Here is a 24613-nt window from a genome sequence, read left to right on the forward strand (position 1 = left end):
CCTATTTGTGTGTTTATTTTGTGATATCAGAAATAAAATATTTCATGCTGGTTTTTTTAAGTTCCTGAAGGCTTTCCAGTACATAATAGGTATGAATCCCGGTACGGGTAGATAACTCATCTACAATGGTTTCGCAATCACTAACTTGCTTGCCATGAATCATAGTGTAAAGATTGTATGGAAAATCAGGAAGCGTAGGTCGTTGATAACAGTGAGAAACAGCGGGATGATCGGCCATTTTTTTTCCGACCTCCTCGATAGTTTCTTCTGGTACCTGCCATACAACCATTGCATTTGCCTGGTAGCCCAGTTGATGATGCCGCACAACTCCTCCCAGTCGTCTTAGAATCCCAGTAGTAAGATAAGCATCGATTCTTTGTAGCAGATAACGCTCCGTTATTTGGAGTTCTTGTGCCATGTCGGCATAAGGAGTAGCTGTCATAGGAATATCTTCTTGCAACCGACGGATAATTTTTTTATCAAGAGAAGTAAGGATCATAAAGAGCCTCCTGTCGAACCGGCATTAAACTGTACTTTAATCTTAAAAACACGTTTTGCCGGCAGGTTTATTATTCTACCGGATTTAGTCATTTTCTGCAACCGGTCTTCTAGTTCAAAAATAATAGTGTCTTGCGTTTTCTTTGAAGGCGAGATTAACGTGAACCATAAGTTATAGGGGTGTTTTCGAACATAATGGTGGGTAACGCCCGGTAAAGAGTTAATGAGCTTCGCGGCATGCTTTATTTCTTCTTCGGGTACTTGGACAGCGCATAAGGTGCTGACATAACCGAGTTTTTTTGAATCAAAAACACCACCAATACGCCGAATTTTACCACTTGCTCTTAATCGTTGCAACCGATTGAGCACATCTTTTTCATCGGTTCCTAGCTGGCAGGCAAGCTTTTCATATGGTCGAGAAGTTACAGGAAAATGGTGTTGAATTAAAGTAATAAGCTTTTCATCAAGAGTGTCCATTAAAGAGCCTCCTTTTTTCCACCTTGATACAAGCACCAAGGTTCTTCAGCCATATAATCTCCATCGTGATAATAGGCGGCTCTGGCACGACAACCACCACAGGTTTTTTTATAAGCACAGTGACCGCAATAGCCAGAATAATTCATACCTCTTAACTTTTCAAATACAGCACTGTTTTGCCATATTTCATGAAAGGGGGTTTGGCGCACATCACCAATTTCCATATCCATATAAGCGCAAGGTTGTACTTTTCCTGTAGGGCTGATAATACAATAAGAGGTTCCAGCTAAACATCCCCTGCCAAAACGGGTTTGAAGGTTCATTTGGTCAGCAATTCGCATAAACTGAGGGGCGCAGGTAGGTTTTAGTTCAATAGATACAGTCTTTTGCTTTTTCATGATCCGAGAGATCACAGACTCGTACTCAACGGCCCGGAGGGAAGTGTCTTCAATGTTGGAACCTCTTCCTGTCGGTACCAAAAAGAAAAAATGATGGGCAACAGCTTTTTCTGAGACTGCAAAATCAGTAATGTTTTCCAGTTCAGATTTATTCCAATCCATAACCGTTGTATGAATCTGAAAAGGAAGCCCTACTTCTCGGCAGATGGCCATGCCTTCAACGGCTTCTTTCCAAGCACCTTGATAACGTCGGAGGTTATCGTGTTTATCCGAATTCATGCTGTCCAAGCTTATACCAATACCCATTGCACCTGCTTTTTTTAGTTCTCTCGCTAAGTCAGGTGTGAGCAATGTTCCGTTACTGCCTAACACGGGACGAAGGCCCAATGTTTTTGCATAAGAGATTAACTCTACTAAATCACTGCGCATTAAAGGCTCGCCACCGCTGAAAATCATAATTTTGAAGCCAGCCTTTTGGATATCTTCCAATAAAGATTTAGCTTCTTTGGTGGTTAATTCCTGATCAGCCCGTGCGCCGGAGTCACGGTAGCAGTGGTCACAAAACATATTGCATTGATTTGTACTGTTCCAGGAAATGATCATGAAAGCTCACCCTCTTTGCTGATTTCTTTATCTGTTAAATAACAAGCTGGATCAGATTCCCAAAAATCACCTGTGATTGCTTCTGCCCTGGCACGAAAATTACCGTTGCAAAGATCAAGCCAATGGCAGGTAGCGCATCGCCCTTTGAGTAAAGGTTTTCGGTTCTTTAGCCCAGCTTGAATAGGATGGTTCGTCCCTTGCCATATTTCGGAAAAAGGCTTTTCCTTCACATTGCCAAAGCAATGATTTTGGGTAAATTGGTCAGGGTGCACATTTCCCTGACTGTCTACATTGGCAAAAGCCATGCCGCTTCGGTTTCCGCCATTGCGTTTCAAAAGAGACAAGACATTTGCGGCTTTTTCAGGGTGTGATTTCCGTAGTTTTAGATACAAATAGACACCGTCGGCATGATTATCAACACTGAGAATCTCTTTGTTCAAACCTCTGCGCTGAAAGTCCAGGGTACGGTCGATAATTCGGTCCACCACCTGTCTGGTTTCTTCTGGTGTTAGTACATCCTTGGTCAGCTCACTGCCACGCCCAGAATAAACCAGATGGTAAAAACAAATACGATCGATCTTAGCTTCTTCCACTAGATCAAGAACTTCATCCACATCATGCATGTTCTGACGGTTGATGGTAAAGCGAAGCCCTACCCGTTGGCCTTCAGCGACACAATTTTCGATGCCTTTAAATGCCTGCTGAAAAGAGCCTTGCTTTTGTCGAAACTGGTCATGTACTTTTTCAAGGCCATCCAGACTAATTCCTACATAGCCAATCCCAATGGATTTAAGCTGTTGTGCTATTTTTTTCGTGATAAGCGTACCGTTGGTAGAAAGCGTGGGTCGAATACCTAGTCTAGCGGCTTCTTCAGCCAGCTTGAAAAAATCTGGTCGTAGGAGTGGTTCTCCACCGGAAAACAGCAATACCGGCACCCGAAAATCGGCCAGTGACTGGATAAAGACCATGGCTTCTTCATGATTTAATTCTCCCGGATAATGGTGATGATCAGAATTCATATAACAATGAATACAGCGCAGGTTGCAGGTTCTGGTGGTGTTCCAGGCAACAACAGGACCACAGCCTTTTCGAATACCATGGGGCCATTTAGTCGATTCTTCTTGGTAACGGAGTTGATCCCCATAGTGATGAGCGCCTGTAAGAAATTTAGTGAAACTAATCATAAAAAACGAGCCACCTTTCAAAATATGCCTTAAAATGGTAAAATCTATGTGCTGCCCCAAAAGCAGATATCTTATAGTATACCCTTTCCGGAGTAAGAAGTATCATCTAAGCTGTAATGCTACTTTAGTCCATTATAATACAAGCTTACAAGAAGTATATCAGATAAGAAGTATAAAAAGGAGAATTCATAATGAGCGGTTATTTTCCGATGATGATGCAGTTAAATAAAAAAAAATGTGTGGTTATTGGTGGTGGGATAGTTGCGGAAAGAAAAGTAACAGCTCTTTTGGAATCGAAGGCGGAAGTTACAGTTATCAGCCCGGAAATAACAGAAAAAATACAGAAAAGCTATGAGAAAGGATCTTTGAAGTGGGAAAAAAGAGGGTATCGTTCCGGTGACTTTGATAAGATTCCTTTTGCGTTTATTGCCGTAGGGGACGAGAATGTTAATAAACGATGCCGGCAGGAAGCAAATAAGACAAACACATTATTAAATATAGCGGATCAACCAGATCAATGTGATTTTATGTTGCCGGCCGTTTTGCGGCAAGGCGATTTATTGTTAACCGTGTGTACCAGCGGTAAAAGTCCTATGCTGGCTAAAAAGATTAAACAGGATTTAATGCAAACATATGGAAAGAGCTACAGTATCGTACTAGATACATTAGGTGAAATTCGACAGGATGCTTTTCTTCAAATAGCCAATCAAAAAAACAGGCAAGAGATATTCAGACAATTGATATACGATGGTATGGTAGAAAAAGCACTTACTTTGCCGGTTCAAGAAGTGGAAACTTTTCTTATGCAGGAATACAAGGAATTGGTGTTATCGACAAAGGAACATGGCAGTGAAAAAGGTAGTGAGATAGAAAAAAGGAGGAAGGCTGTGAAAAAATTAATCATTGGATCAAGAGGAAGCAGGCTGGCACTGATTCAAGCAAAATGGGTGCAGGAAAAACTTCAGGAAGCACACCACGGTCTGAAAATAGACATTAAAATCATTAAAACCAAAGGAGATATTATTTTAGATCGAACCTTAGACAAGGTGGGAGGAAAAGGCCTGTTTGTTAAAGAAATTCAGAATGCTCTGTTTGATGGGAGTATTGACTTAGCGGTTCATAGTATGAAGGATGTGCCGGGAGAATCGCCGGAAGGATTAAAAATGGTAGCGATTCCGGAACGGGAAGATGCAAGGGACGTGTTGGTTACAGCGGACGGAAAGTCTTGGAAAGAATTGAGAGACAAACCAGTTATTGGTACCAGCAGCATGCGGAGACAAGCACAGATGAAGGCCTTAAGGCCAGACAGTCAGATAGTTCCGATACGTGGAAATATCGAAACAAGGATGCAAAAAATGAAAGATCAGCATATGGATGGCATATTACTGGCGGCAGCCGGGCTTATTCGTTCAGGTTATTTTAATGAGAAGTATCATTTTGCTTTTTCGGAGGAAGCATTTATTCCAGCAGTTGGTCAGGGAGCTTTAGGATGTGAGATTAGAGAAGATGACGTAGAAACGACAGGAATTGTAAAGGTGTTAGATGATATGGAAAGCCGGCGGAGAGTAGAGGCAGAAAGAGGGTTTTTGAATCATCTGGAAGGAGATTGCCATGTGCCGGTGGGTGCCTTTGCATGGATAGAAGAAAAGAAACTTACGATTTTAGGGATGGTAGCGTGTGTTGAAACAGGAAAACGCTTGACGGCCGTTGCAAGTGGAGAAGGAAGTGGCGAGGCGCTTGGTGTTAAGGTGGCGGAAGAACTGTTGGAAAAAGGAGCCGCTAGTCTGTTGAAAAGAAAATAAGTAATAGAGGAGGCGAAAAGGGATGAAACAATCAATGGTTTATTTGGTTGGTGCAGGTCCGGGGGAGAAAGATCTCATCACTCTGCGAGGCTTAAATTGTCTTAAAAAGGCGGAGGTAGTGTTATACGACCGTCTGTCTGGAACAGAACTTTTATCTTTTGCACCAGAAGACGCTGAGTTTATTGATGTTGGAAAAAAACCGAACCATCATCCGGTACCACAGGAAGAAATAAATCGCATTTTGGTTAAAAAAGCGAAAGAAGGAAAGCTAGTGGTTCGTCTCAAAGGAGGCGATCCTTTTGTCTTTGGACGAGGAGGGGAGGAAGCACTGGCTTTAGCTAAAGAAGGGCTTCTGTATGAAATTGTACCTGGCATTACCTCTTCGATTGCCGTGCCTGCTTATGCAGGCATACCGGTGACTCATCGTCATGTCAGTCCTTCTTTTCATGTGATTACTGGTCACGAAGATCCGACACAGGATGAATCTTTAGACTATGAAATACTTGCGAAATTAACAGGCACTTTGATTTTTTTGATGGGAGTAGGTCGTTTAGAAAGGATTACAAACCAGTTAATAGAATATGGGAAAGACCCAAACACGGCCGTTGCTTTAATTCATCGGGGAACCACTTCGGAACAAAAGACGATTACAGGAAGGCTAGACAATATTGTCGACAAAGTTCGAAAAGCGAATCTTAAGCCACCCTGCATTATTATTATTGGAGATGTGGTGAATCTGGCTTCTTCGCTTCAATGGTTTGAAAATAAACCTCTATTTGGAAAAAAAATTATGGTAACGAGAAGTCGACTTCAGGCAAGTCAATTGACCGCATATCTGAAAGAAATGGGAGCAGAAGTGATCGAATGTCCTACGATAGAAATTAAGCCCATTGATAAGCCGGAAAATGTGAATCAGGTGATCGGAAAAATAGACCAGTATCATCATATCATATTTACCAGTGTTAATGGAGTAAAAGCATTTATGAGACAATTGAATAAGCAAGGAATGGACCTGCGTCACCTATCTAAAGAAAGTCGCATCACAGCCGTAGGAGAAGCCACTCGTAAAAAACTGGTTGAAAAAGGACTTCAGGTAGATTATATGCCAGAAGTGTTTACGGCAGAGGGGGTACTGGAGGCGTTAACTCCTTTTGTAAAGCCGGAAGAAAAGGTCTTGATACCTCGTGCTGAATTGGGACGCAAAAATTTGATCGAAGGATTAGAAAACCTGGGAACGGTGGTAGATGAACTGGTTTTATATAAAACAACCCTTCCGATGGAGAATCAAGAAAAGCTTATCAATACGATATCCGATAAGCTTGATTGGATTACGTTTACCAGTGCATCCACAGTGAATCATTTAGTGGAAATGGTGGGAGAGGATTATCTTCACCTGCTTCAAAAAACAAAACTGGCAGCGATAGGGCCAATTACAGCTAAGGCAGCTAAGAGCCACAATTTGTCCATTACCTGTCAGGCAGAACCGTATACAATCCCAGCGTTAGCAGAAGCCATCAGGAAGGAGACTGTCAAAGAAAATGAGAAATAAAAGACCAAGAAGATTACGGGAAAAGACATTCATAAGAAATTTGGTGCAGGAAACCACTGTTCATAAAAATGATCTGATCCAGCCTCTTTTTATTGTCCACGGGAAAGAAATTAAAAAGGAAATAGATGGTATGCCAGGTCAATATCATTTATCGGTAGATCAACTGTCCGGTGAAATAAAGGAAATTAAGGAAGCGGGCATTAAAGCCGTTCTTTTATTTGGTTTGCCTCAGTATAAGGATGCCTTTGGGTCGGAAGCCTATGACCCAAGAGGAATTGTGCAACAAGGAATCCGGGAAGTTCGGGAGCATTTTCCTGAAATGCTTATCATGACAGATGTATGTTTATGTCAATATACAGATCATGGCCATTGCGGGATTGTAGAAAATGGAAAAGTGCTTAATGACGAATCGTTGGAATTAATTGCACAGACCGCATTAACCCATGCACAAGCAGGTGCGGATACGGTAGCTCCCTCGGATATGATGGATGGAAGGGTAGCTGCTATCAGACAAAAGTTGGATCTCAATGATTTTCAAGATGTAAGCATTATGAGTTACAGCGTAAAATACGCCTCTGTTTTTTATGGTCCCTTCCGGCAGGCAGCGGGTAGTTCACCACAATTTGGTGATCGGCGCAGTTATCAGATGGATCCTGCAAATGTACAGGAAGCACTCAGGGAAGCGCAGCTGGACGTGGAAGAAGGCGCTGACATGCTGATGGTAAAACCAGCTTTGGCGTATCTGGACGTAATCAAGACAGTGAAAGATCATTTTCCTCTTCCTCTGGGTGCTTACCAGGTTAGTGGCGAGTATTCAATGATCAAAAACGCTGTAAAGGGAGGGCTTCTGAATAATGACCAAATAATGGTAGAAACATTGACCAGTATCAAAAGAGCTGGAGCCGATATGATTATCACTTATTTTGCTAAAGAGATGGCTCGCTGGATTGATAATCATCGTTAATAAAAAAGAAAAAGAAGCCTGTTATAGCCATTTGAGATATGATATACTGTTTAGAACACTGATGTCGATAAAGGAGGTTTCTTTTAATGCCGAAAATAGTCAATTATGAAGAAAAAAAACAGATGATCATGAAAAAATCAATGGAATCATTTTTGAAAAAAGGGGTGCATGGGACTCATTTAGTGGATATTGCCAACGCTTGCAAAATGGGAAGGACTACCATTTATCAATACTTTCGAAACAAAGATCAGATTTTGGAGTACACAATTCAGAACTTGTTTCAGGATTTAAGGGCTGATATTAGGGAAACGGTTTTAGAGGATAAGGATAATCCTTATGAAAAAATTCGAAAACTAATTCCGGCCATTGTAAAACTCTATCTTAAAAATCAAAAGATGATTGTTTTAGTAGATTTATGGCTCATTTTAATACGCGAAAACAACCCGATGGTTCGGCAGCTAAATGACCACATGGAAGAAACTCGGAATATATTCCAAGGAATGCTGGAAGAAGGCATAAAAGAAGGGGTTATACGGCCAATGAACACAGAAAGCATGGCGTTTACGCTTTATGCAACGGTAGAGTCTTTTCTGCTGCACATGGCACTTCACCAGGAGCAGGAAGTCAGTGACCACATCGAATCATTAGATATACTACTGGAAGGATTAAAGGCATAAAAAAGCCACCCGTAAAGGGTGGCTTTAATAATGCCAGGGAGGGTTTTTGGTCTCCATAATCTTATCTTTAATACAAAAATTATCAATGATTCTAGCGTAAATTTCAGTAGTATTGATCAGGTCTTTGATAGCAATTCTTTCTGACTCAGTATGAGACATCCGGATATCTCCAGGACCAAAGACGACGGTGGGTATTTTGGCATATACCTTTAGCAAAGCCGCATCCGTCCATCCTCGCCCCCTGGTTATTTTCGGTTCTCGTTTGATCACTTCTCTGATCGAGGTTCTGACCGCGTGGACAATAGGTTCTGTCATTGGTGTGACTAAAGGTGGATGGTTTAACGCCGTATCATTAGCAGCGCTTTTAAGAATTTCTGCTTGGAGACTAGGATCATCTCTTTTCATATCATTTAAGATATCTTGATACTCCTGCGTAACCGACTGGACGGTTTCACCAGGGATATATCGGCGGTCAATCTTTACTGTGCAGGTATCGGCAACTGTACTTTGGCCAACACCACCTTCAATGATGCCAATATTCATCAAAGAAACCCCCATGAATTCATCTTTTCTTTTTCGAATTTTAGGATATAGATCTCTTTTTGCCCGATAGATAAACTCAGCTGCTTTTTCGATGGCGTTGATACCACTTTCCGGGCTTCCGCTATGAGAAGCTCTGCCGGTGAATACAACATCAAACCATTCAAGACCTCGATGGCCAACGGCATATTCATAATTTGAAGGTTCGCCAACAATCGCTGCGTTTGCTCGAATACCGGAATTAATCAGATGCTCCGTTCCTTCGCTTTTTCCTTCTTCGCCAATAACACCGGTAAAAATAATATCTCCGTCCGGTGTGATGCCAGCACGTTTATAAGCCAGCATCGTAATAAGCATCGAGGCTAGACCGCCTTTCATATCGGCAGCACCGCGCCCCCAAACATAGCCACTGTGAACTCCTTCCTTAAAGGGATCTATGGTCATGCGGTAAGGAGTAATGGTATCTAAATGGCCATTTAACATCAGGGAATTGCCATTGCCACTTCCTCGAAGAAAAACAAGCACATTTTTGCGCTGGTCAACTACTTCCTGGAACTGGACTTCCATACCGTGGGAACCACAGTAATCATAAATAAACTCAGCAACTTCTTTTTCCTGATGCAAAACATCTGGATGGCTTGGTATGCTGATTAACTTTTCTGCCAGTTCAATTATTTCATTATGATGGTAGTAATCATTTACATAAAACAAGGATGGCCACTCCTAGCCTAATCAGAATTGATAGTTCATTCGCATGAACCTCTTTCTATATGTCACCATATGCAGAATCAAAAAGCAAGAACCTTTAAGACAATATATGGGATAAATCCCATATATAATGAAAATAGCCCACTCATTCGGCACATAATGGAAGCATGCTTGAAAATGCGTAGAGTTTGTTTAGATGAAAAGAACTTCGGTATTAATCAGGTATGGAGGTGGTAAGCGTGGGAAAGTAATTCTTATGTTATTAGTGACCATTTTTACCATAGGCGGTTGTCAGTTATCGGAACCAAAACTTACGGAAGGGGAAGTCGATATGAATAAAGAAAGAAAAACACCGACTAATGGAATTGATGAGAAACCGAAAGTGACCGCATTAGCAACTTTTGGCCTAGGTTGATTTTGGGGACCGGATGCTCAGTTTGGGCAAATGAAAGGTATTATCAGAACTAGAGTGGGTTATGCAGGTGGAGAAGTACCCAATCCTACCTATCGAAAAATAGAGGATCATTCAGAGGTTATCCAAATTGAATATGATCCAGCGGTTATTAACTATGAAAGGTTGCTGGAAGTATTTTGGAACAGCCATGATCCAACAGCAATGGCTTATTCGAGGCAATACATGAGTATTCTACTCTTTCATGATGAAGAACAGGAAAAAATCATTGAAAAGAGCCGTCAAGCCTACGAAGAAAAAAGCGGAAAGTCGGTGCTGACGGAGATCAAAGAACTGGATAGATTTTATTCAGCGGAAGGATATCATCAAAAGTATTATTTGCAAAACAGGTCGGGAATTGTTGAAGAGGTGAGGGGGATGTATTCGGACTTTAATGACTTTGTAGACTCTACAACAGCAGCACGCTTGAATGGATATGTGGCTGGAAAAGGGACAATGGAAGATTTTGAGGAAGATATAGCTAAGATCAACTTATCAGAAGAAACAGAACAAAAAATAAGAGAACTTCTGGAGATCCTTTGGTAGAGGTGAAAACCACCCCATCAATGGTTGGTGGGGTGGAAAATGGATGCGATGAATAGAAAGTCAGCGACGCTTAAAGCGTTTTTCTTTTTTTGAGGATAGCGGAGCGTTGCTTTTTACTGGAGGTATCAGTGCGTTACGGTGATAGCCAATCAAATCCTGACGTCCTGCTTTTTCAAGGGCTTTTCGAATCAGACTCTGATTCTGTTTTTTGCCAGCCTGCAGTAAAGCACGCTGCATCTGTTTTTCCACGGGATCCTTAGGCACATATATTTTTTCATTGCTTCGTGGATCTATTTCCGTATAATACATACAGGTAGACAATGTACCAGGTGTCGGGTAAAAATCCTGTACCTGTTCTGGCTGATGGCCCAGCGTTTTAAGATAGACAGCAAGTTCGATAGCGGCGTGTATATCGGAACCCGGATGGCTGGATATCAGGTAAGGGACTAAAAACTGACGACGCTGTTCTTTTTCATTGAACTGGTGGTATTGATGGCGAAACTGGTCAAACACCTGGATAGCTGGCTTACCCATTAAATGAAGAACTTGGGCATTTGAATGTTCCGGTGCCACTTTAAGTTGGCCACTAATATGGTGCTTACAAAGATCTCTAAAGAAAGTAGTGTCCGGATCGGCTATTAAGTAGTCGTAGCGAATTCCTGAACGGATAAACACCTTCTTAATCCCTGGAAGTTTTCTTAGCTTGCGAAGCAATGAAACATAATCCTGATGAGATACTTCGATATTGGGACATAAAGAAGGGGCCATGCATTGCTGGTGACGGCACGCACCATGCGCCACTTGTTTTTTACAAGCGGGCTGTCTGAAGTTAGCCGTAGGACCGCCTACGTCGTGGAGGTAGCCTTTGAAATCCTTATCGGCAATCAAGGTCTTAGCTTCCTTCACGATAGATTCATGGCTTCGTACCTGAATATGCCGCCCTTGATGGAAAGTGAGGGCACAGAAATGGCACCCGCCAAAACAACCTCTGTTGCTGACCAAGCTAAACCTCACCTCGTCAAAGGCAGAGACATGTCCTTCCTTTTGATGCATAGGATGGATTTGTCTTGTATAAGGGAGGCGATAGACTTGATCCATTTCTTGGGTGGTCAGCGGCTGGGAAGGAGGAATCTGGACAATAAATCCATGTTCGTATGGTTCGGCTAAGACTTCGCCGGAAATAGGGTCTGTGTGATTCATTTGTGCAAGAAAACTTTGCCCTACTTGTTTTTTTGAAGCCAAAAGCGTTTTCCAGGCCGGAAGCACGACCGGGTGATTGACAATGCTTAAATCTTTGGTAAAAAAGGAAGTGCCCTTAATAAAGGTAAGGCTGGAGGCTGGTAAGCCGCTATGCAAAGCTTCGGCAACTTCTAAAATAGTTTTTTCAGCCATGCCGTAAATAAGGAGATCGGCTTTCGTATCCATTAAAATCGAAGGTTTTAACCGGTCTTCCCAATAATCATAATGAGCCATTCGTCGAAGGCTGGCTTCGAGCCCGCCGAGAATAATAGGGGTGCCCGGAAAAAGTTTTTTTATTTTTCTGGCATAAACAGTGGTGGCTCGATCTGGTCGCTTTCCTATGACACCTCCTGGTGTGTAGGCATCGGATTTTCTTCGTTTTTTGGCAACTGTATAATGATTAACCATGGAATCTAGATTGCCACTGGTAACTAAAAAGCCGAGACGTGGCGTCCCTAGCTTGGTGAAAGATTCGCTTTTAGTCCAATCTGGTTGAGGGATGATGCCTACTTTGAAACCAGCGGATTCCAGCCATCTTCCAATAATAGCGACACCAAAAGAAGGGTGATCTACGTAAGCATCACCGGATACCAGGACAAAATCCAGCTGATCCCATCCTCTCTTTTGAAGGTCAAGTTGACTGACGGGTAAAAACTCGTTGAACATTCGATTAATTCCTTTCTGATAGCGTTATAGGTAAATGAAGGAATATGAAAGAATAGAAGATTCTAGTAGAGGCCGTAGGCTTTGCTGACATCTTGAACAAAAATAATCCCTTTACCCGGTTCGTTAATATTTAACTCTTTGCTGATAGAGGATGTAATGTGATCTGTTAATTCTTGCTGGGAGATAATTAATACAATTTCCTTTTCTGGTTCAATATCCATGGCAAAAAGTTTTCCTGTTTCATGAATACCAGAGCCTCTGGCTCCAATAATAGTTCCTCCTTTAGAGCCGGCTTTGGCAGCGGCTTCGATTACTAATTCGGCATTTCCTCGATCCACAATTACCATAATTGATTGATACATTGGATTACCCACCTCTTTCCTTGCACCATTGTTATTACATGGCATCATTTCAGCACCCAAAACATTGGACAGAGGAATACTGAAAGCGATGCCATGATTTTTTTTATAGAAACAAAACTTTGCATTCATTTTCTCCATGGTATCATGTGCAACCTGTTGTTCTGCACCGAGGATTACAATCTCTTTACGTACTTTGTTTAGCTCCAAGAGTTCTAAAAGGGGATTTTTAATGGTCCCCTTTGCTAACATGACTGTACCTCCAGTTATACCACACCCTTTGGCAAATTTAAGGATTTTACTGCCCAGTCCAGCGTTTACAATAACATATATTAATTCATAATGTTTGCAGTCAAGTTTGGTCATTAAGATATTCCCTCCTTACCGGATCGTAGTTTAAAAATGAGTCCCAGTAGTTGCATCGTTATAATCGGTGTTAACGCAACGGTTGCGATCATACCGAATCCATCGATCAATACACTTGCATTGACAGTAGCATCAGCAACGCCATTCGTGAAAGCAAGAATGAAAGTGGCTGTCATAGGACCTGTTGCTACACCGCCTGCATCAAAAGCAATTCCCACAAACAGTTTAGGGACAATAAACATAAGACTCAATGAAATAATATAACCGGGTAGAAGATAATGCCATAGCTGTATGGTTGGGACCATAATGCGAAGCATTGATAAGGCAATGGCGATTCCTACCCCTATAGATAAGGAAAGCAAAACAGCTTCTCTTTTTACATAACCACTGGTTACATCTTCTATCTGCTGTGTGAGTACATATACAGCAGGTTCAGCCAGTATAGTGGTGACTCCCAGAAAAAAGCCTATAAAAGCAATCAGCGAAATATTACTTCGCTCAGCAATTTGTGAGCCTACGACGGTTCCTACATCCATGAAGGCTCCGTTGACACCAATCAAGAAAATCAAAAGACCGATAAATGTATAGACAAAACCTTTTATAAGTCGAGTGAAATCTCTTTTTTTTAGTTTGAAAGTTAATTTTTGTAAAATGAGCAGAATCATTAAAAGTGGTAAGACTGAAAGGATCGTCTCCTTCATCATAGAAAAAGTGATAGCGAAAAAAGGGGCTAACAGGGCACTTGATTCACTCACGGTTACTTCAATATTTCCAGAAATACTTTCTGTACTAGAAAACAGATTTAAGACAAGTACAGATAAAATAGCACCAACAGATGCAATGGCTACTAGCCCAAAACTATCTTTTTCAGAAGCTTTCCGATCTTTTTTTAGGTTAGAAACACCAACCGATAAAGCAAGGATAAAAGGTACGGCTAATACGCCTGTTGTGGCACCTGAAGCATCGAAGGCGATAGTAATAAACTCCAAGGATGAAAAGATAGATAGGATAAAAACCAATCCATAAAGAATGAGCAGAAGAATATAAAGGGGAATATTATAAACAATACGAATAAATCCAAGGGCTAGCATGACAGCAATGCCTACTGAAACAGTAATAAGAAGAACAAGTCCAGGAATATGACCTGATGTAATGCTAGAAACCTGGTTAGCTAATACAATTAAGCCTGGTTCTGCGATTGAAATAAAAAAGCCTAGAATCAAACCAGCAATTATAACAATCCAAAGCTTATTAGATTGTGCGATGGAATGACCTGTTAAATCCCCTAGGGGAGTGATTCCGATGTCTACGCCAATTAAAAAAATGGTTAATCCGATGATGACGAGTCCGGCTCCAATGATAAAACGTAAGATTAAAGGCGTGCCTAAAGGAGTAAGACTAAAATGAAATAAAACAACAATAAGAGTGATAGGTAGAACAGAAAAAAGTACTTCTTTGAATTTTTCGGTAAAAATATTCAACTAAAACCACAACCTTCCTAGCTAGAACAAATAGTAGTAATTGATATGAAGCACAATGCAAGAACTATGAATTTTTTACCCTTAAAATCAATAGTATAACAGTTATATAGATTGATCAATACCGTGTAATCCTGTAAAATTAAAAAAGATGATCCTTTGGAGGTGGTAGTTATGTTAAAAACCTGCATATTTGAAGCAGATGATATAAAAATGAATAAAGTTTATGAAAATCATAAATGCTTTGAGGATATGGATAAACATCAGAAGCAACAAAATCTTTGTAGTAAAATTAATCAGCATTATGGTCGTCTTTTTTTTCCCGATCATATAAGCGAAAGAGGAAGACCCTATTTTACCGGATCTTTGATCTTATCAATGGATGGACGCATGGGATTTATGAATGATCCCAGCAGCCGTACGCTGGCAAAAGCAAACATAGAAGACCCGACAGAAGGCATGGCAGACCTTTGGATGGTAAACGTGTTAAGAACCTATGCGGATGCTGTTTTATTGGGTACAACCACATTACATGCAGAACCTGAGTTTACAGGCCATGTGTATGACCCGGAGTTACAGCAGTACCGGCTGGAAAGGTCAGAACGATTTGCACCGGTTCCTTGGAACATTATTATTACAAGAGAGCCGGAAAAATTGCCATGGAACCATCCGGTATTAAATACTCCCGAAATACCTGTTTTGATGATTATTCCAGGAGATAAAACAAAGAATATGGAGTGGTGTGCAGAAAATAATTTTTGTTATGAGTTAATTAGGATGGACTATCCCTTTGAAGGTTTTGAAGGAGACAGCCTTAATAGTTCACAAAAGGATGGGCAGACTCATTTGGTAGCAGCCTTGCCAGAAGTGGGTTTTCCGGATTGGAAACTGGTAATGAAACTGATGGGTTTACTAAAAATAAAGCAAGTAGCCGTAGAATCTCCTTATTGGATTTATGAATTGATACAAGAAAAAGTGATGGATGAAGTGTTCACAACACAAACGGGTGTGTATGCAGGTGGGAGTTTAGTACCAGGAAAAAACCAGCCTTTTCATTCGACACAAGCTCCTCAATTGGAACTGGCCAGCATTCATATGACAGGCAACAATGTCATGATGATGCGTCAACGCTTAAAATACAGAGATAGATAGGAGTCTTAACGGTAGTAGTCATGGGCTACAAGCAGTAGCAAAGAATGGGTTGCAGGAAGAAAGGAGAAGAAAATATGTCAGATTTAAGAAAAAAGGTAGTGGAGCGCTGGTTCTCTGAAGATACAAAATGCCCAACGATTATGATGGCGAATATTACTACCTCTTCTAATCGAGAAAGAAACATGAAAAAAATAGAAGAAATTATTCAAATAGCTCATGAAAAAAAGGTAAACATTTTAATTCTTCCGGAACTATGTATCTCTGGTTATTTATGGGAAACAGAAAATCCAAAGATTATCAGAGATCATCTAAGGAATTGTTCGAATCAGGAAATACAGCCATGGTTAGATCGTATTCGGGACAGTTTAGATGACAGCGGAAAAGGACTGGAATATGTAATCTTTAATAACGCCCGACCAGTTAACGGAGATTTTTATAACTCTACCTATTTTTTACATCCGGTTGGCGATTGCAATGAACTGGATCGAATTTATGATAAGATTTTTCTCACACCTATTGAGGTTCCTTATTTTAGAAGAGGTACGGATCGAAGGCTGATCCTTGACACCCATTGGGGAAAATTCGGATTTCTTACTTGCTATGATCTTTGCTTTATGGAGTTGCCAAGAAAATATGCCATGGTAGATGAAGTGGATGCTATCATTACCGTTGCAGCATGGCGATCTCAGGCTATCAGAGAATATGCTATGATGAATGTTCGAACAGATAATTATTATGGCTACTTATGGAACCTAATGAATTCTTCGAAAGCGGCCTATAATCAGGTGTGGAGTTTAGGTGTCAACTGTGTGGGGAGCCATGAGGTTAATGGAAGTCTTTTCTGGGGAGGAAGTGGAGTGTGGGCACCTTCCGGACTTCCCTTACTGCAAGGATCTAATATGAGAGAAGAACTGCTGATTATTCATCACTTGGATATTGCAAACTATGAAGAAAAACACTCTCTTGAATTTAATTATCGCATGGAGTTTAACAACGTATATAAAGAGATTAAAGAAACTTATCCAGAACCTGTTGTGGTTGATGGGATTGTTCCAGAACGGAAAAAAGACTTATAATAAAATCCGCCATCAGGGGCGGATTTTATTTTACTGAAATAATATTACGTCCATAAAAAATTTCAGTCATTTCCTTTTGAATTTTTCTTTTGATTTTCTTGCGATCAGCAGGAGAAAAAGCATCTTTAGGAGTATCAAAAAGGTAATTGTCCAAGTCAAACTCGCGTAAGATCATTTTGGTGTGAAAAATACTCTCCTGATACATATTGACATCAATCATCTGATACTGGTTTCTTGTTTTAGCTGGAATATAATTCTGGATAGAATTAATTTTATGATCAATGAAATGCTTTTTGCCGTCGATATCACGTGTGAAGCCCCGAACCCGGTAATCGATAGTAATAATATCAGAATCAAAGCTTTTGATGAGGTAGTTTAAGGCTTTCAGTGGAGAAATTTCACCACAAGTAGAAACGTCGATGTCGGCCCGGAAAGTGCTAACCCCTTCGTAGGGATGGCTTTCTGGATAGGTGTGGACGGTGACATGACTTTTGTCAAGATGGGCAACCACAGACTCCTTTTGGGGGCTGGCAGAATGTTCCGACTCTTTGCCTAAGTGATCTACAGGACCTTCAGCAATGAGCATGGTGACACTAGCCCCCTGAGGCTCGTAATCCTGCTGGGCAACATTTAGGACGTTAGCACCAATCATATGGGTCACGTTGGTCAAAATTTCCGTTAACCGTTCGGCGTTATACTGAGAGTCGATATAGCGAACGTATTCCTTCCGATGCTCAAAACTTTCAGCATAAGCAATGTCATATATGTTAAAGCTTAATGACTTTGTAAGATTGTTGAAATCATATAGCTTGAGCTTTTTTATTTCTTTAATTTTCAATGGATAACCTCCTTTCAGCTTAAGACAGTGATTGCTGTCTTTCTCACATCATTATAACGATGCTGAGATTTCAACGCAACCATAAATATCATTCTCAGAATAGAAGGGGCTGGTATATTACAAATCTTTCTGTTAAAATCTGCCTAGAGGTGAATGATATCATTCAGAAAAAGAAAGATAGAAACCAAGTCACTACAAAGAGGAATGAATAAGAAATGAAGCAGTATATCAAAAATGGAAAAATACCGATCGTGATCGTATTATTGGCAATGATTGTTCATGCCATTGTGGATAGTATTGCTGTAACGGCGTTGTTTAACTTGCATGCATTGGAAATAATTTTAGCCGGCATTCTTTTGTCGGTGATTGTTGGCTTTTCTTTTCAAACATTTCTGGATACGGCTAATCTGATCAGAAAAAGTTTCAAAGAACCGGTTCGCTACGAAAATGATATTCATAAAGTGCATCAAACGGCTATTAAAGTGAAAAAAGAAGGTTTATTATCACTCAACAAAGACATTTTGAAAGAAGAGAATTCTTTTCTTAGGGATGCACTGATCTTATTAAATGATTACAAAAAGCCGGAAGCTATTCGAGATGTTATGGAAAAAGATATAGAGTCAAGAAGAGCAAACCTGTTTCGCTCGTATAATTTATTAAAAGTTGTCTCTTATGTAGCACCTTCTTTTGGGTTAATAGGGACTTTGGTAGGAATGATTGGCTTGCTATCACATTTAGACCAGTCTCACGCCATTATGCAACATATGGCAACTGCTCTGGTGAGCACTTTGTATGGAAGCTTGATTGCCAGTTTTATAGCGGTACCCCTTATGGTTAGGGTCAAAGAATATAATGAAAAAATTATTTTAAGATACCAAATTGTTATGGAAGGAATTCTAATGATAGCAACCAATGATTCAACCCGAAATGTTTTTGATAAAATGAATGTTATGCTAGATGAAGAGGATCGGTTAGACTATCCGGGAACACAAGATAAAGAAAGGAATACATTTCAATATGGATCTCAGGTTTGATGATCAAAAAAGCAGCAAACATGAAATAGAATTATCGAATAGCTGGATTATAACGTATAGTGATATGATTACTATTATGCTATGTTTTTTTATTGTGTTTTTTATTTTTGCAGACAATGAAAGTCATACCCTGCAGCAGATGAAATCAATTTTATCTGATCAGGTAGAAGATCTGCAAGAAAAAAATGTGCAATTGCAGGAAGAACGGAATCAGTTGGCAAACAAAATTTTCGGCTCTAATGATGATGAAGCTTCCAGACAAGGTTTTTTAGCTTTTTTAGAAGAAAAAGAGTTAGAAGATCAGGTAGAACTTATTCAAAATGAAAGAGGATTAATGATTCGGTTTAAGGATAGCGTTCTTTTTCCCAGCGGAAGTGCCGAGGTATCCAGCCAAGGATTTGAATTGCTGGAGGAGATCGGAAGTAAACTAGGAGATATTCAGAACTCCATTATTGTAGAAGGTTACACGGATAATGTACCGATTCAAACCGCCAGGTATCCTTCAAACTGGGAACTGTCAACAGCCAGAGCGACAACCGTAGCCAGGCATTTAATCTATGAGGTGAATCTGTCAGAAGAAAGAGTTTCGGTAGCTGGTTTTGGCGAACAAAATCCTATTGATACTAATCATACGAAGGAGGGAAGAGCGAATAACCGGCGAATAGAGATTACTGTCCTTGCTCAGTAGACACCATAGTTAAGTCTTTTTTAGAAGGATAAGCCTGTGAAACAGAAACGAAAGATTGCTAAGGGACAAAGATCACCGAATAAAACAAATATGTCCTTCCTCTGTTTACATTCTTGCTGGGAAACGTATAATAAAAATAGCTGAAACAGCAGTATGTATGATGCGCATTCAGCATTGAGAACATTTTAACAAAGTTGAATGAAATTAGGAGGAATGGATAATGAAAAGAAGCTTACTGTTTGTATCTATTATTTTGATTTTATCATTAATGGTGGTAGGTTGTGGTGATAGTGGAGCCACAGAAGAAGTGACTACAGAGGAAACCGCAGGTGAGGTAGAAGTTTTGACAGCGGAAGAAACGGAGTTTAATGAACGAGGGCATAAAGCGGTCATTGAAATCACTCGTGAAAATGGAGAAATAGTAGCTGTAAACTATAATGAGGTTTACGAAGATGGTGGTAGTAAGAAAGAGGATGAAGACTATAATGCTAACATGGAAGCTGGATCTGGGATTGCCTTTGTTGATGCGGTTGCTGAGTTAGAAGAAGCTTTAATAGCAGCACAGGATCCGGAAGCTGTTGATGTTGTAAGTGGTGCTACCAGTAGCCATGGAAAATTTGTGGAGTTGGCAAAAGAAGCATTGCAATAAGTGAAATGAATAGATGAATTTGCCCCCCTTGCCCGGCGATTGCCGGGTTTTTTCTATCATCAATGCTTGCTTCTCTTATGAAAGGGTATATAGAAGAAGGTGAATCCGTAAATGAAACAAAGGAGGAGTCGAAAATGCATCTTGATGAGCGATATGCCCGCAATATGAATATGTTAACCCTGGATGAAAACAAATATATCCAACAATCTTGTGTGGCGGTTATTGGATGTGGTGGATTAGGCGGAGGCATTATCGAAATGCTTGCCAGAATAGGTGTTGGGAAAATAATAGCGGTTGATGGCGATGTTTTTGATAAAACCAACTTGAATAGACAATTGCTTTCTCATTCCCTTACGATTGGAGAGAAAAAAGCTAAGGCGGCACAAGAACGGGTAGCGCTTGTTAATCCAGATGTAGAAGTAATCGCTATCACAGAACGTATTGATGAAAATAATGCAGAATCAATTCTGGAAGATGCTCAGATTCTTATAGATGCAACTGATAGGATACAAACACGATTAATGCTTCAAAATGTGGCAGAAAAGCGACAGATACCTATGGTGCATGGTGCTATTGCTGGTTGGTATGGACAAGTAGTAACCATTTTACCGGGAGATAGAACACTGGATCGGGTTTATTCGAATGCTGAACAGAATCAGGGCGTTGAAAAACAGATGGGAAATCCATCTTTTACGCCGGCGATGATAGGATCGATTCAAGTAAGTGAAACCATAAAACTACTGATTCAAAGAGGCGAAATTTTACGAAACAAAATGCTTTACATCGATTTGCTTGAACAAGAGTATCATATATTGAAGATGTCTTGAAATGAGCACCTACTCATTTCTTGACAGTACGCTAAGGATAGCGTATGATGAAAAAAACAATTTCTTTAATGTAGTACCGTGAGACTACAAAGAAAGAACATATGAGGAAAGTCAACTGCTTATCTCGCGATAGGCAGTTTTTTTATTTAACAAAAGCTCAGGGAGGTAAAAAGAATGCAAAGGCAACCTAAAAATGAATTGATGGATGCGGAAAAAATCAAAAGAACGATTACGCGTATGACCCATGAAATTATTGAAAAAAATAAAGGTACAGAAGATCTTATCTTAGTAGGGATTAAAACACGTGGCATCCCGCTGGCTAAACGAATAAGTGATAAAATAAAAGCATTTGAAGGCGTAGAAGTGCCCTTGGGGAAGATAGACATTACTTTTTACCGTGATGATCTATCTCAAAAAGGAGATTTGCCCATCTTGCAAGATTCAGAGCTGGATTTTTCTATTGAGAATAAAACCGTTATTTTAGTAGATGATGTTTTATATACGGGAAGAACGGCCAGAGCGGCTATTGATGCGCTTATGGATATAGGAAGGGCGAAAAAAATTCAGTTGGCTGTTTTGGTTGATCGAGGACACCGTGAATTGCCGATTAGGGCAGACTATGTCGGCAAAAATGTTCCTACTTCAAAGGATGAAATAATTGCTGTTCATCTATCGGAGATCGATGAACAAGACCGGGTAGTAATAGTGGGGAATGAAGGCTAAGGAGGAGACGATGGAAAAAATGAAAAATGCAGATCGCTTAATTGTGGCACTAGATGTTAATACGGTTTCAGAGGTTGGAGAGCTGACAGAAAAAATTGGTGAAAATGTTATTTGGTATAAAGTAGGGATGGAGCTGTTTTATGCAGAAGGTCCTAAAGTGATAGAACTGCTAAAACAAAAGAATAAAAAGATTTTTTTAGATTTGAAATTTCATGATATACCCAACACAGTGGCAGGAGCTGTTAAAAGCGTTGCAAAGCTTGGTGTAGATATGTGTAATGTGCACGCGTCAGGGGGGCTGGAAATGATGAAGAGAGCTGCTGACGCTAACCTGGAGATTGCGAATAAGCTTCAGTGTACACCTACAAAACTAATAGCGGTAACCGTATTAACGAGTATTGATCAAGAAATATTTGAAAAAGAATTAGGTTTTGAATCAAGGATAAGTGACAAGGTGTCGGCTTGGGCAAAGATGGCTAAAGATGCAGGGTTGAATGGAGTGGTAGCTTCGGCTCAGGAAGCGGAAGGAATAAAAGAAAAATGTGGCGATGATTTTCTTATTGTAACGCCGGGAATTCGTCCTTCTTTTAGTGCGTCAAACGATCAGAAGAGAATTATGAGACCTTTTGATGCTTTGGCGAAAGGAGCAACCCATCTAGTTATTGGAAGACCGATCACACAGTCTGAAAGTCCAGGGGAAAGCGCCGAACTTGTCTTAAAAGAAATGGAGGGTTAATATGAAAATGGAAGAAATTATTACTATTTTTCAAGAATCGAACGCATTGTTGGAAGGTCATTTTTTACTGACTTCAGGAAAACACAGCAATCGATATATTCAGTGCGCTCAAGTGCTTAAAGAGCCAAAGGCTACTGAGAAGCTGGTGGCTCATCTGGCAAAGCAGCTGGAAGGTAAATATGATTTAGTTGTTGGTCCAGCCATGGGAGGTGTCATTATTGCTTATGAAATGGGAAGACAATTAGGGATTCCGGCACTTTTTACAGAAAGAGAAAAAGGAGAAATGACCTTAAGGAGAAACTTTGAAATAGCGCCAGAATCTCGTGTGCTGGTGGTAGAAGATGTGATTACTACAGGAGGTTCTGTACAGGAGGTAGTAGATTTGGTTAAAAAAGCGGGAGGAATTATTGCTGATGTTGCTGTTTTAGTAGATCGAAGTGGTGGAAATCACGTCTTGGAAACTCCACCGGTTTCGTTAATTACGCTGGAAGTGGAAACGTATCCATCTGATGATTGTCCTCTCTGCAAAGAAAGTCAACCGGTTAAGCCGGGAAGTCGCTAAATGAAACGATGATATAATTTCATAATGAAAATAAAAGGAGTTGTTGATATGTGTTTTCTCACATTTAATCAGTAGCTCCTTTTATGTGAGTGATTCTTTAGTGACGAATAAGAGTTGAAATTAAGGGTATCAACCATTGTGAAGATTAGTTTTCAAACAGGATGGTAGCTAAGAATCCTGGTTATGAGGGGGGATTTTTATGGAGTGGCTTCGAGAAATACGTGAATCAAGGCGTGCTAAAGAAATAAAAATGCTATTGAGAAGAATAAAAGAAAATGAAGTGACAGCTTTGGCGGCACAATCTACTTATTATTTGATCTTATCTTTTTTTCCATTTCTTATCTTTTTGGTGACTGTAATTAGTTATACACCCCTACTGGACGAAGAAGTGATTTTACAGCTGCGACCCTTTATGCCGGAGGAAGCTTTTGAAATGGTTCTTTCAAATGTGGAAGACATGTTAAACGCAAGAAGAGGAACACTTATGTCGACAGGAATGATAACTACTTTATTTATTGCATCCAACGGTGTTGCAGCGATGATCAAAGGTGTGAATAAAGCTTATCGCTCAGCGGAGAACAGACCCTTTTGGAAAATTAGAAGTTTGGCAGTGCTATTTACCATTGCCTTATCTTTATTGATAGTAATTTCTTTGATGACGCTCGTTTTTGGAGAAGTAATTGGCAACTATGTATTTGAGTGGATAGGAATATCAGAATTCTTTAAGGACGTATGGCAAGTTTCCAGAACGGCCTTAACGCTGGTTGTCATGGTGTTTGTGTTTTCTTCCTTTTACAAATTCAGTCCTAATGTAACGATCAAAATTAAGGAAACCTTGCCGGGCGCTGTTTTTACAACTGTATGTTGGGTACTATTTTCCTTTGGTTTTGCCTATTATGTTAATCACTTCGGTCGATATACCGTTACTTATGGGAGTATTGGTGCCATTATTATTTTATTAACCTGGCTCTATTTAAGCAGTATCGTTGCGTTGATAGGAGCAGAAATAAATGGATGGTATCATGAAACGAAATTTTGACAATATGACGATATGATGAGTCGTTTGATTAAAAAAAGAAAATAAATGAAGGATTTTTTTAAGAAATGTAGAATGATTAAAGGAATAACGGTATAATGAATTGATACGGAGTATTGAATATCATTCATAGACGGGAGAGTTAGATATGATTCCCTATTACATGGCAGTAATCATTGTATCACTGCTCTATTTTGTTGTTATTTGGTTGAGGCGGAAAAAAATGACAAAAGAGAGTGCTGGTATGTTTCAAAAATGGATCTTGACCAGTTTTATATTAGCAATACTGGTTCCGGTCATGATTCAATATTTTATGCCTTTAACGATTTTGGTGATGATGGGATTGCTTGCGTTGGTCATTGGCTCTCAGCTACCAATGTCATCCATCCTTGAACCTGCTAATGAGAGCATGCAAAGGAACATGAGTGATGGCTATGAAAAAGTAGGAACATCGGAGAAACAAGAGGATGATGTAAAGGTTCTATGCCAAGAAAAAGAAAAGTCATTTTCCTGTGATCTTGGTGAGAATGAAATGATGTACATAGATAATGAGTCGGATACAGGAGAAGAATTAAAATCAGCTCTTAGTGCTTCTGAAGAACCTGAAATAGAACAGGAACCAGAGCCGGAAATAGAAATAGAGCCGATCCCAGAAGAAATGGAAACGGAGTTGGAAGAAGAGGAAGAAGTATCGGAAGAAATAAAAGAAGAAACAAGTGAAGAGGAAGCTGTGGAAGAACTAATAGAAGAATTGGAGACAGAGGAAGAGCCGGATACAGTGGAATCA

Annotated in this window: 26 protein-coding genes and 1 pseudogene; 18 read left to right on the top strand and 9 right to left on the bottom strand. The window is 40.1% G+C overall.

Annotated elements, in window-relative coordinates:
* Positions 1–13: 13 nt before the first annotated feature.
* Genes ahbB through nirJ1 form a run of 4 tightly spaced genes read right to left on the bottom strand, consistent with a single transcriptional unit; the run spans position 14 to position 3160 of the window.
* Complete coding sequence (ahbB, locus tag BLV55_RS06870) at positions 14–499, bottom strand: siroheme decarboxylase subunit beta (protein ID WP_176968312.1); 486 nt, start codon at positions 497–499, stop codon at positions 14–16.
* Positions 496–975, bottom strand: coding sequence for a siroheme decarboxylase subunit alpha (gene ahbA, locus BLV55_RS06875; RefSeq protein WP_093312725.1), 480 nt, complete (start codon positions 973–975; stop codon positions 496–498). Before ahbA ends, ahbB begins: the two co-directional genes overlap by 4 nt.
* Entirely contained in the window at positions 975–1976 is a 1002-nt protein-coding gene (gene nirJ2 / locus BLV55_RS06880) for a putative heme d1 biosynthesis radical SAM protein NirJ2 (RefSeq protein ID WP_093312727.1), read from the bottom strand. Before nirJ2 ends, ahbA begins: the two co-directional genes overlap by 1 nt.
* A complete protein-coding gene (gene nirJ1 / locus BLV55_RS06885) occupies positions 1973–3160 on the bottom strand; it encodes a putative heme d1 biosynthesis radical SAM protein NirJ1 (protein ID WP_093312730.1) in 1188 nt (395 codons plus the stop codon). Before nirJ1 ends, nirJ2 begins: the two co-directional genes overlap by 4 nt.
* Positions 3161–3351: 191 nt before the next feature.
* On the opposite strand from nirJ1, the gene hemC reads away from it, so the two are divergent.
* The 4 genes from hemC to BLV55_RS06905 all read left to right on the top strand — a co-directional run bounded on the left by hemC (position 3352) and on the right by BLV55_RS06905 (position 8152).
* Positions 3352–4962: a hydroxymethylbilane synthase gene (gene hemC, locus BLV55_RS06890; RefSeq protein WP_093312733.1), complete on the top strand. Its 1611-nt coding sequence runs from the start codon at positions 3352–3354 to the stop codon at positions 4960–4962.
* 22 nt (positions 4963–4984) lie between these two features.
* Complete coding sequence (cobA, locus tag BLV55_RS06895) at positions 4985–6511, top strand: uroporphyrinogen-III C-methyltransferase (RefSeq protein ID WP_093312736.1); 1527 nt, start codon at positions 4985–4987, stop codon at positions 6509–6511.
* Positions 6501–7475: a porphobilinogen synthase gene (gene hemB, locus BLV55_RS06900; protein WP_093312738.1), complete on the top strand. Its 975-nt coding sequence runs from the start codon at positions 6501–6503 to the stop codon at positions 7473–7475. Before cobA ends, hemB begins: the two co-directional genes overlap by 11 nt.
* Before the next feature lie 86 nt (positions 7476–7561).
* Complete coding sequence (locus BLV55_RS06905; protein ID WP_093312740.1) at positions 7562–8152, top strand: TetR/AcrR family transcriptional regulator; 591 nt, start codon at positions 7562–7564, stop codon at positions 8150–8152.
* Between the two features lie 24 nt (positions 8153–8176).
* On the opposite strand, the gene BLV55_RS06910 is transcribed toward BLV55_RS06905, so the two are convergent.
* Complete coding sequence (locus BLV55_RS06910) at positions 8177–9403, bottom strand: M20 family metallopeptidase (RefSeq protein ID WP_093312741.1); 1227 nt, start codon at positions 9401–9403, stop codon at positions 8177–8179.
* A gap of 193 nt (positions 9404–9596) precedes the next feature.
* Between BLV55_RS06910 and BLV55_RS06915 the strand changes: the two genes are divergently transcribed.
* The 3 genes and pseudogenes from BLV55_RS06915 (at position 9597) to BLV55_RS14930 (ending at position 10397) form a co-directional block, all read left to right on the top strand.
* Complete coding sequence (locus BLV55_RS06915) at positions 9597–9815, top strand: hypothetical protein (protein WP_093312742.1); 219 nt, start codon at positions 9597–9599, stop codon at positions 9813–9815.
* 12 nt (positions 9816–9827) lie between these two features.
* A pseudogene (msrA, locus tag BLV55_RS14925) lies at positions 9828–10196 on the top strand (peptide-methionine (S)-S-oxide reductase MsrA); the annotation flags it as partial.
* A 33-nt stretch (positions 10197–10229) separates the two neighbouring features.
* Entirely contained in the window at positions 10230–10397 is a 168-nt protein-coding gene (locus BLV55_RS14930) for a hypothetical protein (RefSeq protein WP_330386587.1), read from the top strand.
* Between the two features lie 60 nt (positions 10398–10457).
* On the opposite strand, the gene BLV55_RS06925 is transcribed toward BLV55_RS14930, so the two are convergent.
* The 3 genes from BLV55_RS06925 to BLV55_RS06935 all read right to left on the bottom strand — a co-directional run bounded on the left by BLV55_RS06925 (position 10458) and on the right by BLV55_RS06935 (position 14508).
* A complete protein-coding gene (locus tag BLV55_RS06925) occupies positions 10458–12302 on the bottom strand; it encodes a YgiQ family radical SAM protein (protein WP_093312745.1) in 1845 nt (614 codons plus the stop codon).
* A 62-nt stretch (positions 12303–12364) separates the two neighbouring features.
* Entirely contained in the window at positions 12365–13027 is a 663-nt protein-coding gene (locus tag BLV55_RS06930) for a P-II family nitrogen regulator (RefSeq protein ID WP_093312746.1), read from the bottom strand.
* Entirely contained in the window at positions 13027–14508 is a 1482-nt protein-coding gene (locus BLV55_RS06935; protein ID WP_093312747.1) for a DUF1538 domain-containing protein, read from the bottom strand. The genes BLV55_RS06930 and BLV55_RS06935 overlap by 1 nt, the downstream gene beginning before the upstream one ends.
* 171 nt (positions 14509–14679) lie before the next feature.
* On the opposite strand from BLV55_RS06935, the gene BLV55_RS06940 reads away from it, so the two are divergent.
* Both BLV55_RS06940 and BLV55_RS06945 read left to right on the top strand, forming a co-directional pair.
* Positions 14680–15657, top strand: a complete 978-nt coding sequence (locus BLV55_RS06940; RefSeq protein WP_093312748.1) for a hypothetical protein — start codon at positions 14680–14682, stop codon at positions 15655–15657.
* Positions 15658–15731: 74 nt separating this feature from the next.
* Positions 15732–16733: a carbon-nitrogen hydrolase family protein gene (locus BLV55_RS06945; protein ID WP_093312750.1), complete on the top strand. Its 1002-nt coding sequence runs from the start codon at positions 15732–15734 to the stop codon at positions 16731–16733.
* A 25-nt stretch (positions 16734–16758) separates the two neighbouring features.
* Here BLV55_RS06945 and speD read toward each other — a convergent pair whose 3' ends face one another.
* Positions 16759–17571 carry an adenosylmethionine decarboxylase gene (gene speD, locus BLV55_RS06950; protein ID WP_093312752.1) on the bottom strand — a complete coding sequence of 271 codons (813 nt, stop codon included), beginning with the start codon at positions 17569–17571 and terminating at the stop codon, positions 16759–16761.
* Positions 17572–17786: 215 nt separating this feature from the next.
* On the opposite strand from speD, the gene BLV55_RS06955 reads away from it, so the two are divergent.
* From BLV55_RS06955 to BLV55_RS14595, 9 genes are all read left to right on the top strand, one after another.
* Positions 17787–18605: a motility protein A gene (locus BLV55_RS06955; RefSeq protein ID WP_093312753.1), complete on the top strand. Its 819-nt coding sequence runs from the start codon at positions 17787–17789 to the stop codon at positions 18603–18605.
* Entirely contained in the window at positions 18589–19293 is a 705-nt protein-coding gene (locus tag BLV55_RS06960) for an OmpA/MotB family protein (protein ID WP_093312755.1), read from the top strand. The genes BLV55_RS06955 and BLV55_RS06960 overlap by 17 nt, the downstream gene beginning before the upstream one ends.
* A gap of 220 nt (positions 19294–19513) precedes the next feature.
* Positions 19514–19942, top strand: a complete 429-nt coding sequence (locus tag BLV55_RS06965; protein ID WP_093312756.1) for an FMN-binding protein — start codon at positions 19514–19516, stop codon at positions 19940–19942.
* Positions 19943–20076: 134 nt separating this feature from the next.
* Positions 20077–20769 carry a HesA/MoeB/ThiF family protein gene (locus BLV55_RS06970; RefSeq protein WP_093312758.1) on the top strand — a complete coding sequence of 231 codons (693 nt, stop codon included), beginning with the start codon at positions 20077–20079 and terminating at the stop codon, positions 20767–20769.
* 174 nt (positions 20770–20943) lie between these two features.
* On the top strand, positions 20944–21492 hold the full coding sequence (pyrR, locus tag BLV55_RS06975; RefSeq protein WP_093312760.1) for a bifunctional pyr operon transcriptional regulator/uracil phosphoribosyltransferase PyrR: 549 nt from the start codon (positions 20944–20946) through the stop codon (positions 21490–21492).
* Positions 21493–21502: 10 nt separating this feature from the next.
* A complete protein-coding gene (pyrF, locus tag BLV55_RS06980; protein ID WP_242870062.1) occupies positions 21503–22228 on the top strand; it encodes an orotidine-5'-phosphate decarboxylase in 726 nt (241 codons plus the stop codon).
* A 1-nt stretch (position 22229) separates the two neighbouring features.
* Positions 22230–22790: an orotate phosphoribosyltransferase gene (gene pyrE / locus BLV55_RS06985; protein ID WP_093312762.1), complete on the top strand. Its 561-nt coding sequence runs from the start codon at positions 22230–22232 to the stop codon at positions 22788–22790.
* Between the two features lie 199 nt (positions 22791–22989).
* Entirely contained in the window at positions 22990–23829 is an 840-nt protein-coding gene (locus BLV55_RS06990; RefSeq protein ID WP_093312764.1) for a YihY/virulence factor BrkB family protein, read from the top strand.
* A 145-nt stretch (positions 23830–23974) separates the two neighbouring features.
* The coding region (locus BLV55_RS14595; protein WP_176968313.1) for a hypothetical protein at positions 23975–24613 on the top strand (639 nt) is incomplete at its 3' end.

This window comes from Tindallia californiensis (assembly GCF_900107405.1).
Classification (GTDB): Bacteria; Bacillota; Clostridia; order Peptostreptococcales; family Tindalliaceae; genus Tindallia; species Tindallia californiensis.

Coding starts and splice junctions, on each gene's coding strand:
- ahbB (WP_176968312.1), bottom strand. CDS start 499: ATGATCCTTACTTCTCTTGATAAAAAAATTATCCGTCGGTTGCAAGAA.
- ahbA (WP_093312725.1), bottom strand. CDS start 975: ATGGACACTCTTGATGAAAAGCTTATTACTTTAATTCAACACCATTTT.
- nirJ2 (WP_093312727.1), bottom strand. CDS start 1,976: ATGATCATTTCCTGGAACAGTACAAATCAATGCAATATGTTTTGTGAC.
- nirJ1 (WP_093312730.1), bottom strand. CDS start 3,160: ATGATTAGTTTCACTAAATTTCTTACAGGCGCTCATCACTATGGGGAT.
- hemC (WP_093312733.1), top strand. CDS start 3,352: ATGAGCGGTTATTTTCCGATGATGATGCAGTTAAATAAAAAAAAATGT.
- cobA (WP_093312736.1), top strand. CDS start 4,985: ATGAAACAATCAATGGTTTATTTGGTTGGTGCAGGTCCGGGGGAGAAA.
- hemB (WP_093312738.1), top strand. CDS start 6,501: ATGAGAAATAAAAGACCAAGAAGATTACGGGAAAAGACATTCATAAGA.
- BLV55_RS06905 (WP_093312740.1), top strand. CDS start 7,562: ATGCCGAAAATAGTCAATTATGAAGAAAAAAAACAGATGATCATGAAA.
- BLV55_RS06915 (WP_093312742.1), top strand. CDS start 9,597: ATGAAAAGAACTTCGGTATTAATCAGGTATGGAGGTGGTAAGCGTGGG.
- BLV55_RS14930 (WP_330386587.1), top strand. CDS start 10,230: ATGTATTCGGACTTTAATGACTTTGTAGACTCTACAACAGCAGCACGC.
- BLV55_RS06925 (WP_093312745.1), bottom strand. CDS start 12,302: ATGTTCAACGAGTTTTTACCCGTCAGTCAACTTGACCTTCAAAAGAGA.
- BLV55_RS06930 (WP_093312746.1), bottom strand. CDS start 13,027: ATGACCAAACTTGACTGCAAACATTATGAATTAATATATGTTATTGTA.
- BLV55_RS06940 (WP_093312748.1), top strand. CDS start 14,680: ATGTTAAAAACCTGCATATTTGAAGCAGATGATATAAAAATGAATAAA.
- BLV55_RS06945 (WP_093312750.1), top strand. CDS start 15,732: ATGTCAGATTTAAGAAAAAAGGTAGTGGAGCGCTGGTTCTCTGAAGAT.
- BLV55_RS06955 (WP_093312753.1), top strand. CDS start 17,787: ATGAAGCAGTATATCAAAAATGGAAAAATACCGATCGTGATCGTATTA.
- BLV55_RS06960 (WP_093312755.1), top strand. CDS start 18,589: ATGGATCTCAGGTTTGATGATCAAAAAAGCAGCAAACATGAAATAGAA.
- BLV55_RS06965 (WP_093312756.1), top strand. CDS start 19,514: ATGAAAAGAAGCTTACTGTTTGTATCTATTATTTTGATTTTATCATTA.
- BLV55_RS06970 (WP_093312758.1), top strand. CDS start 20,077: ATGCATCTTGATGAGCGATATGCCCGCAATATGAATATGTTAACCCTG.
- pyrR (WP_093312760.1), top strand. CDS start 20,944: ATGCAAAGGCAACCTAAAAATGAATTGATGGATGCGGAAAAAATCAAA.
- pyrF (WP_242870062.1), top strand. CDS start 21,503: ATGGAAAAAATGAAAAATGCAGATCGCTTAATTGTGGCACTAGATGTT.
- pyrE (WP_093312762.1), top strand. CDS start 22,230: ATGAAAATGGAAGAAATTATTACTATTTTTCAAGAATCGAACGCATTG.
- BLV55_RS06990 (WP_093312764.1), top strand. CDS start 22,990: ATGGAGTGGCTTCGAGAAATACGTGAATCAAGGCGTGCTAAAGAAATA.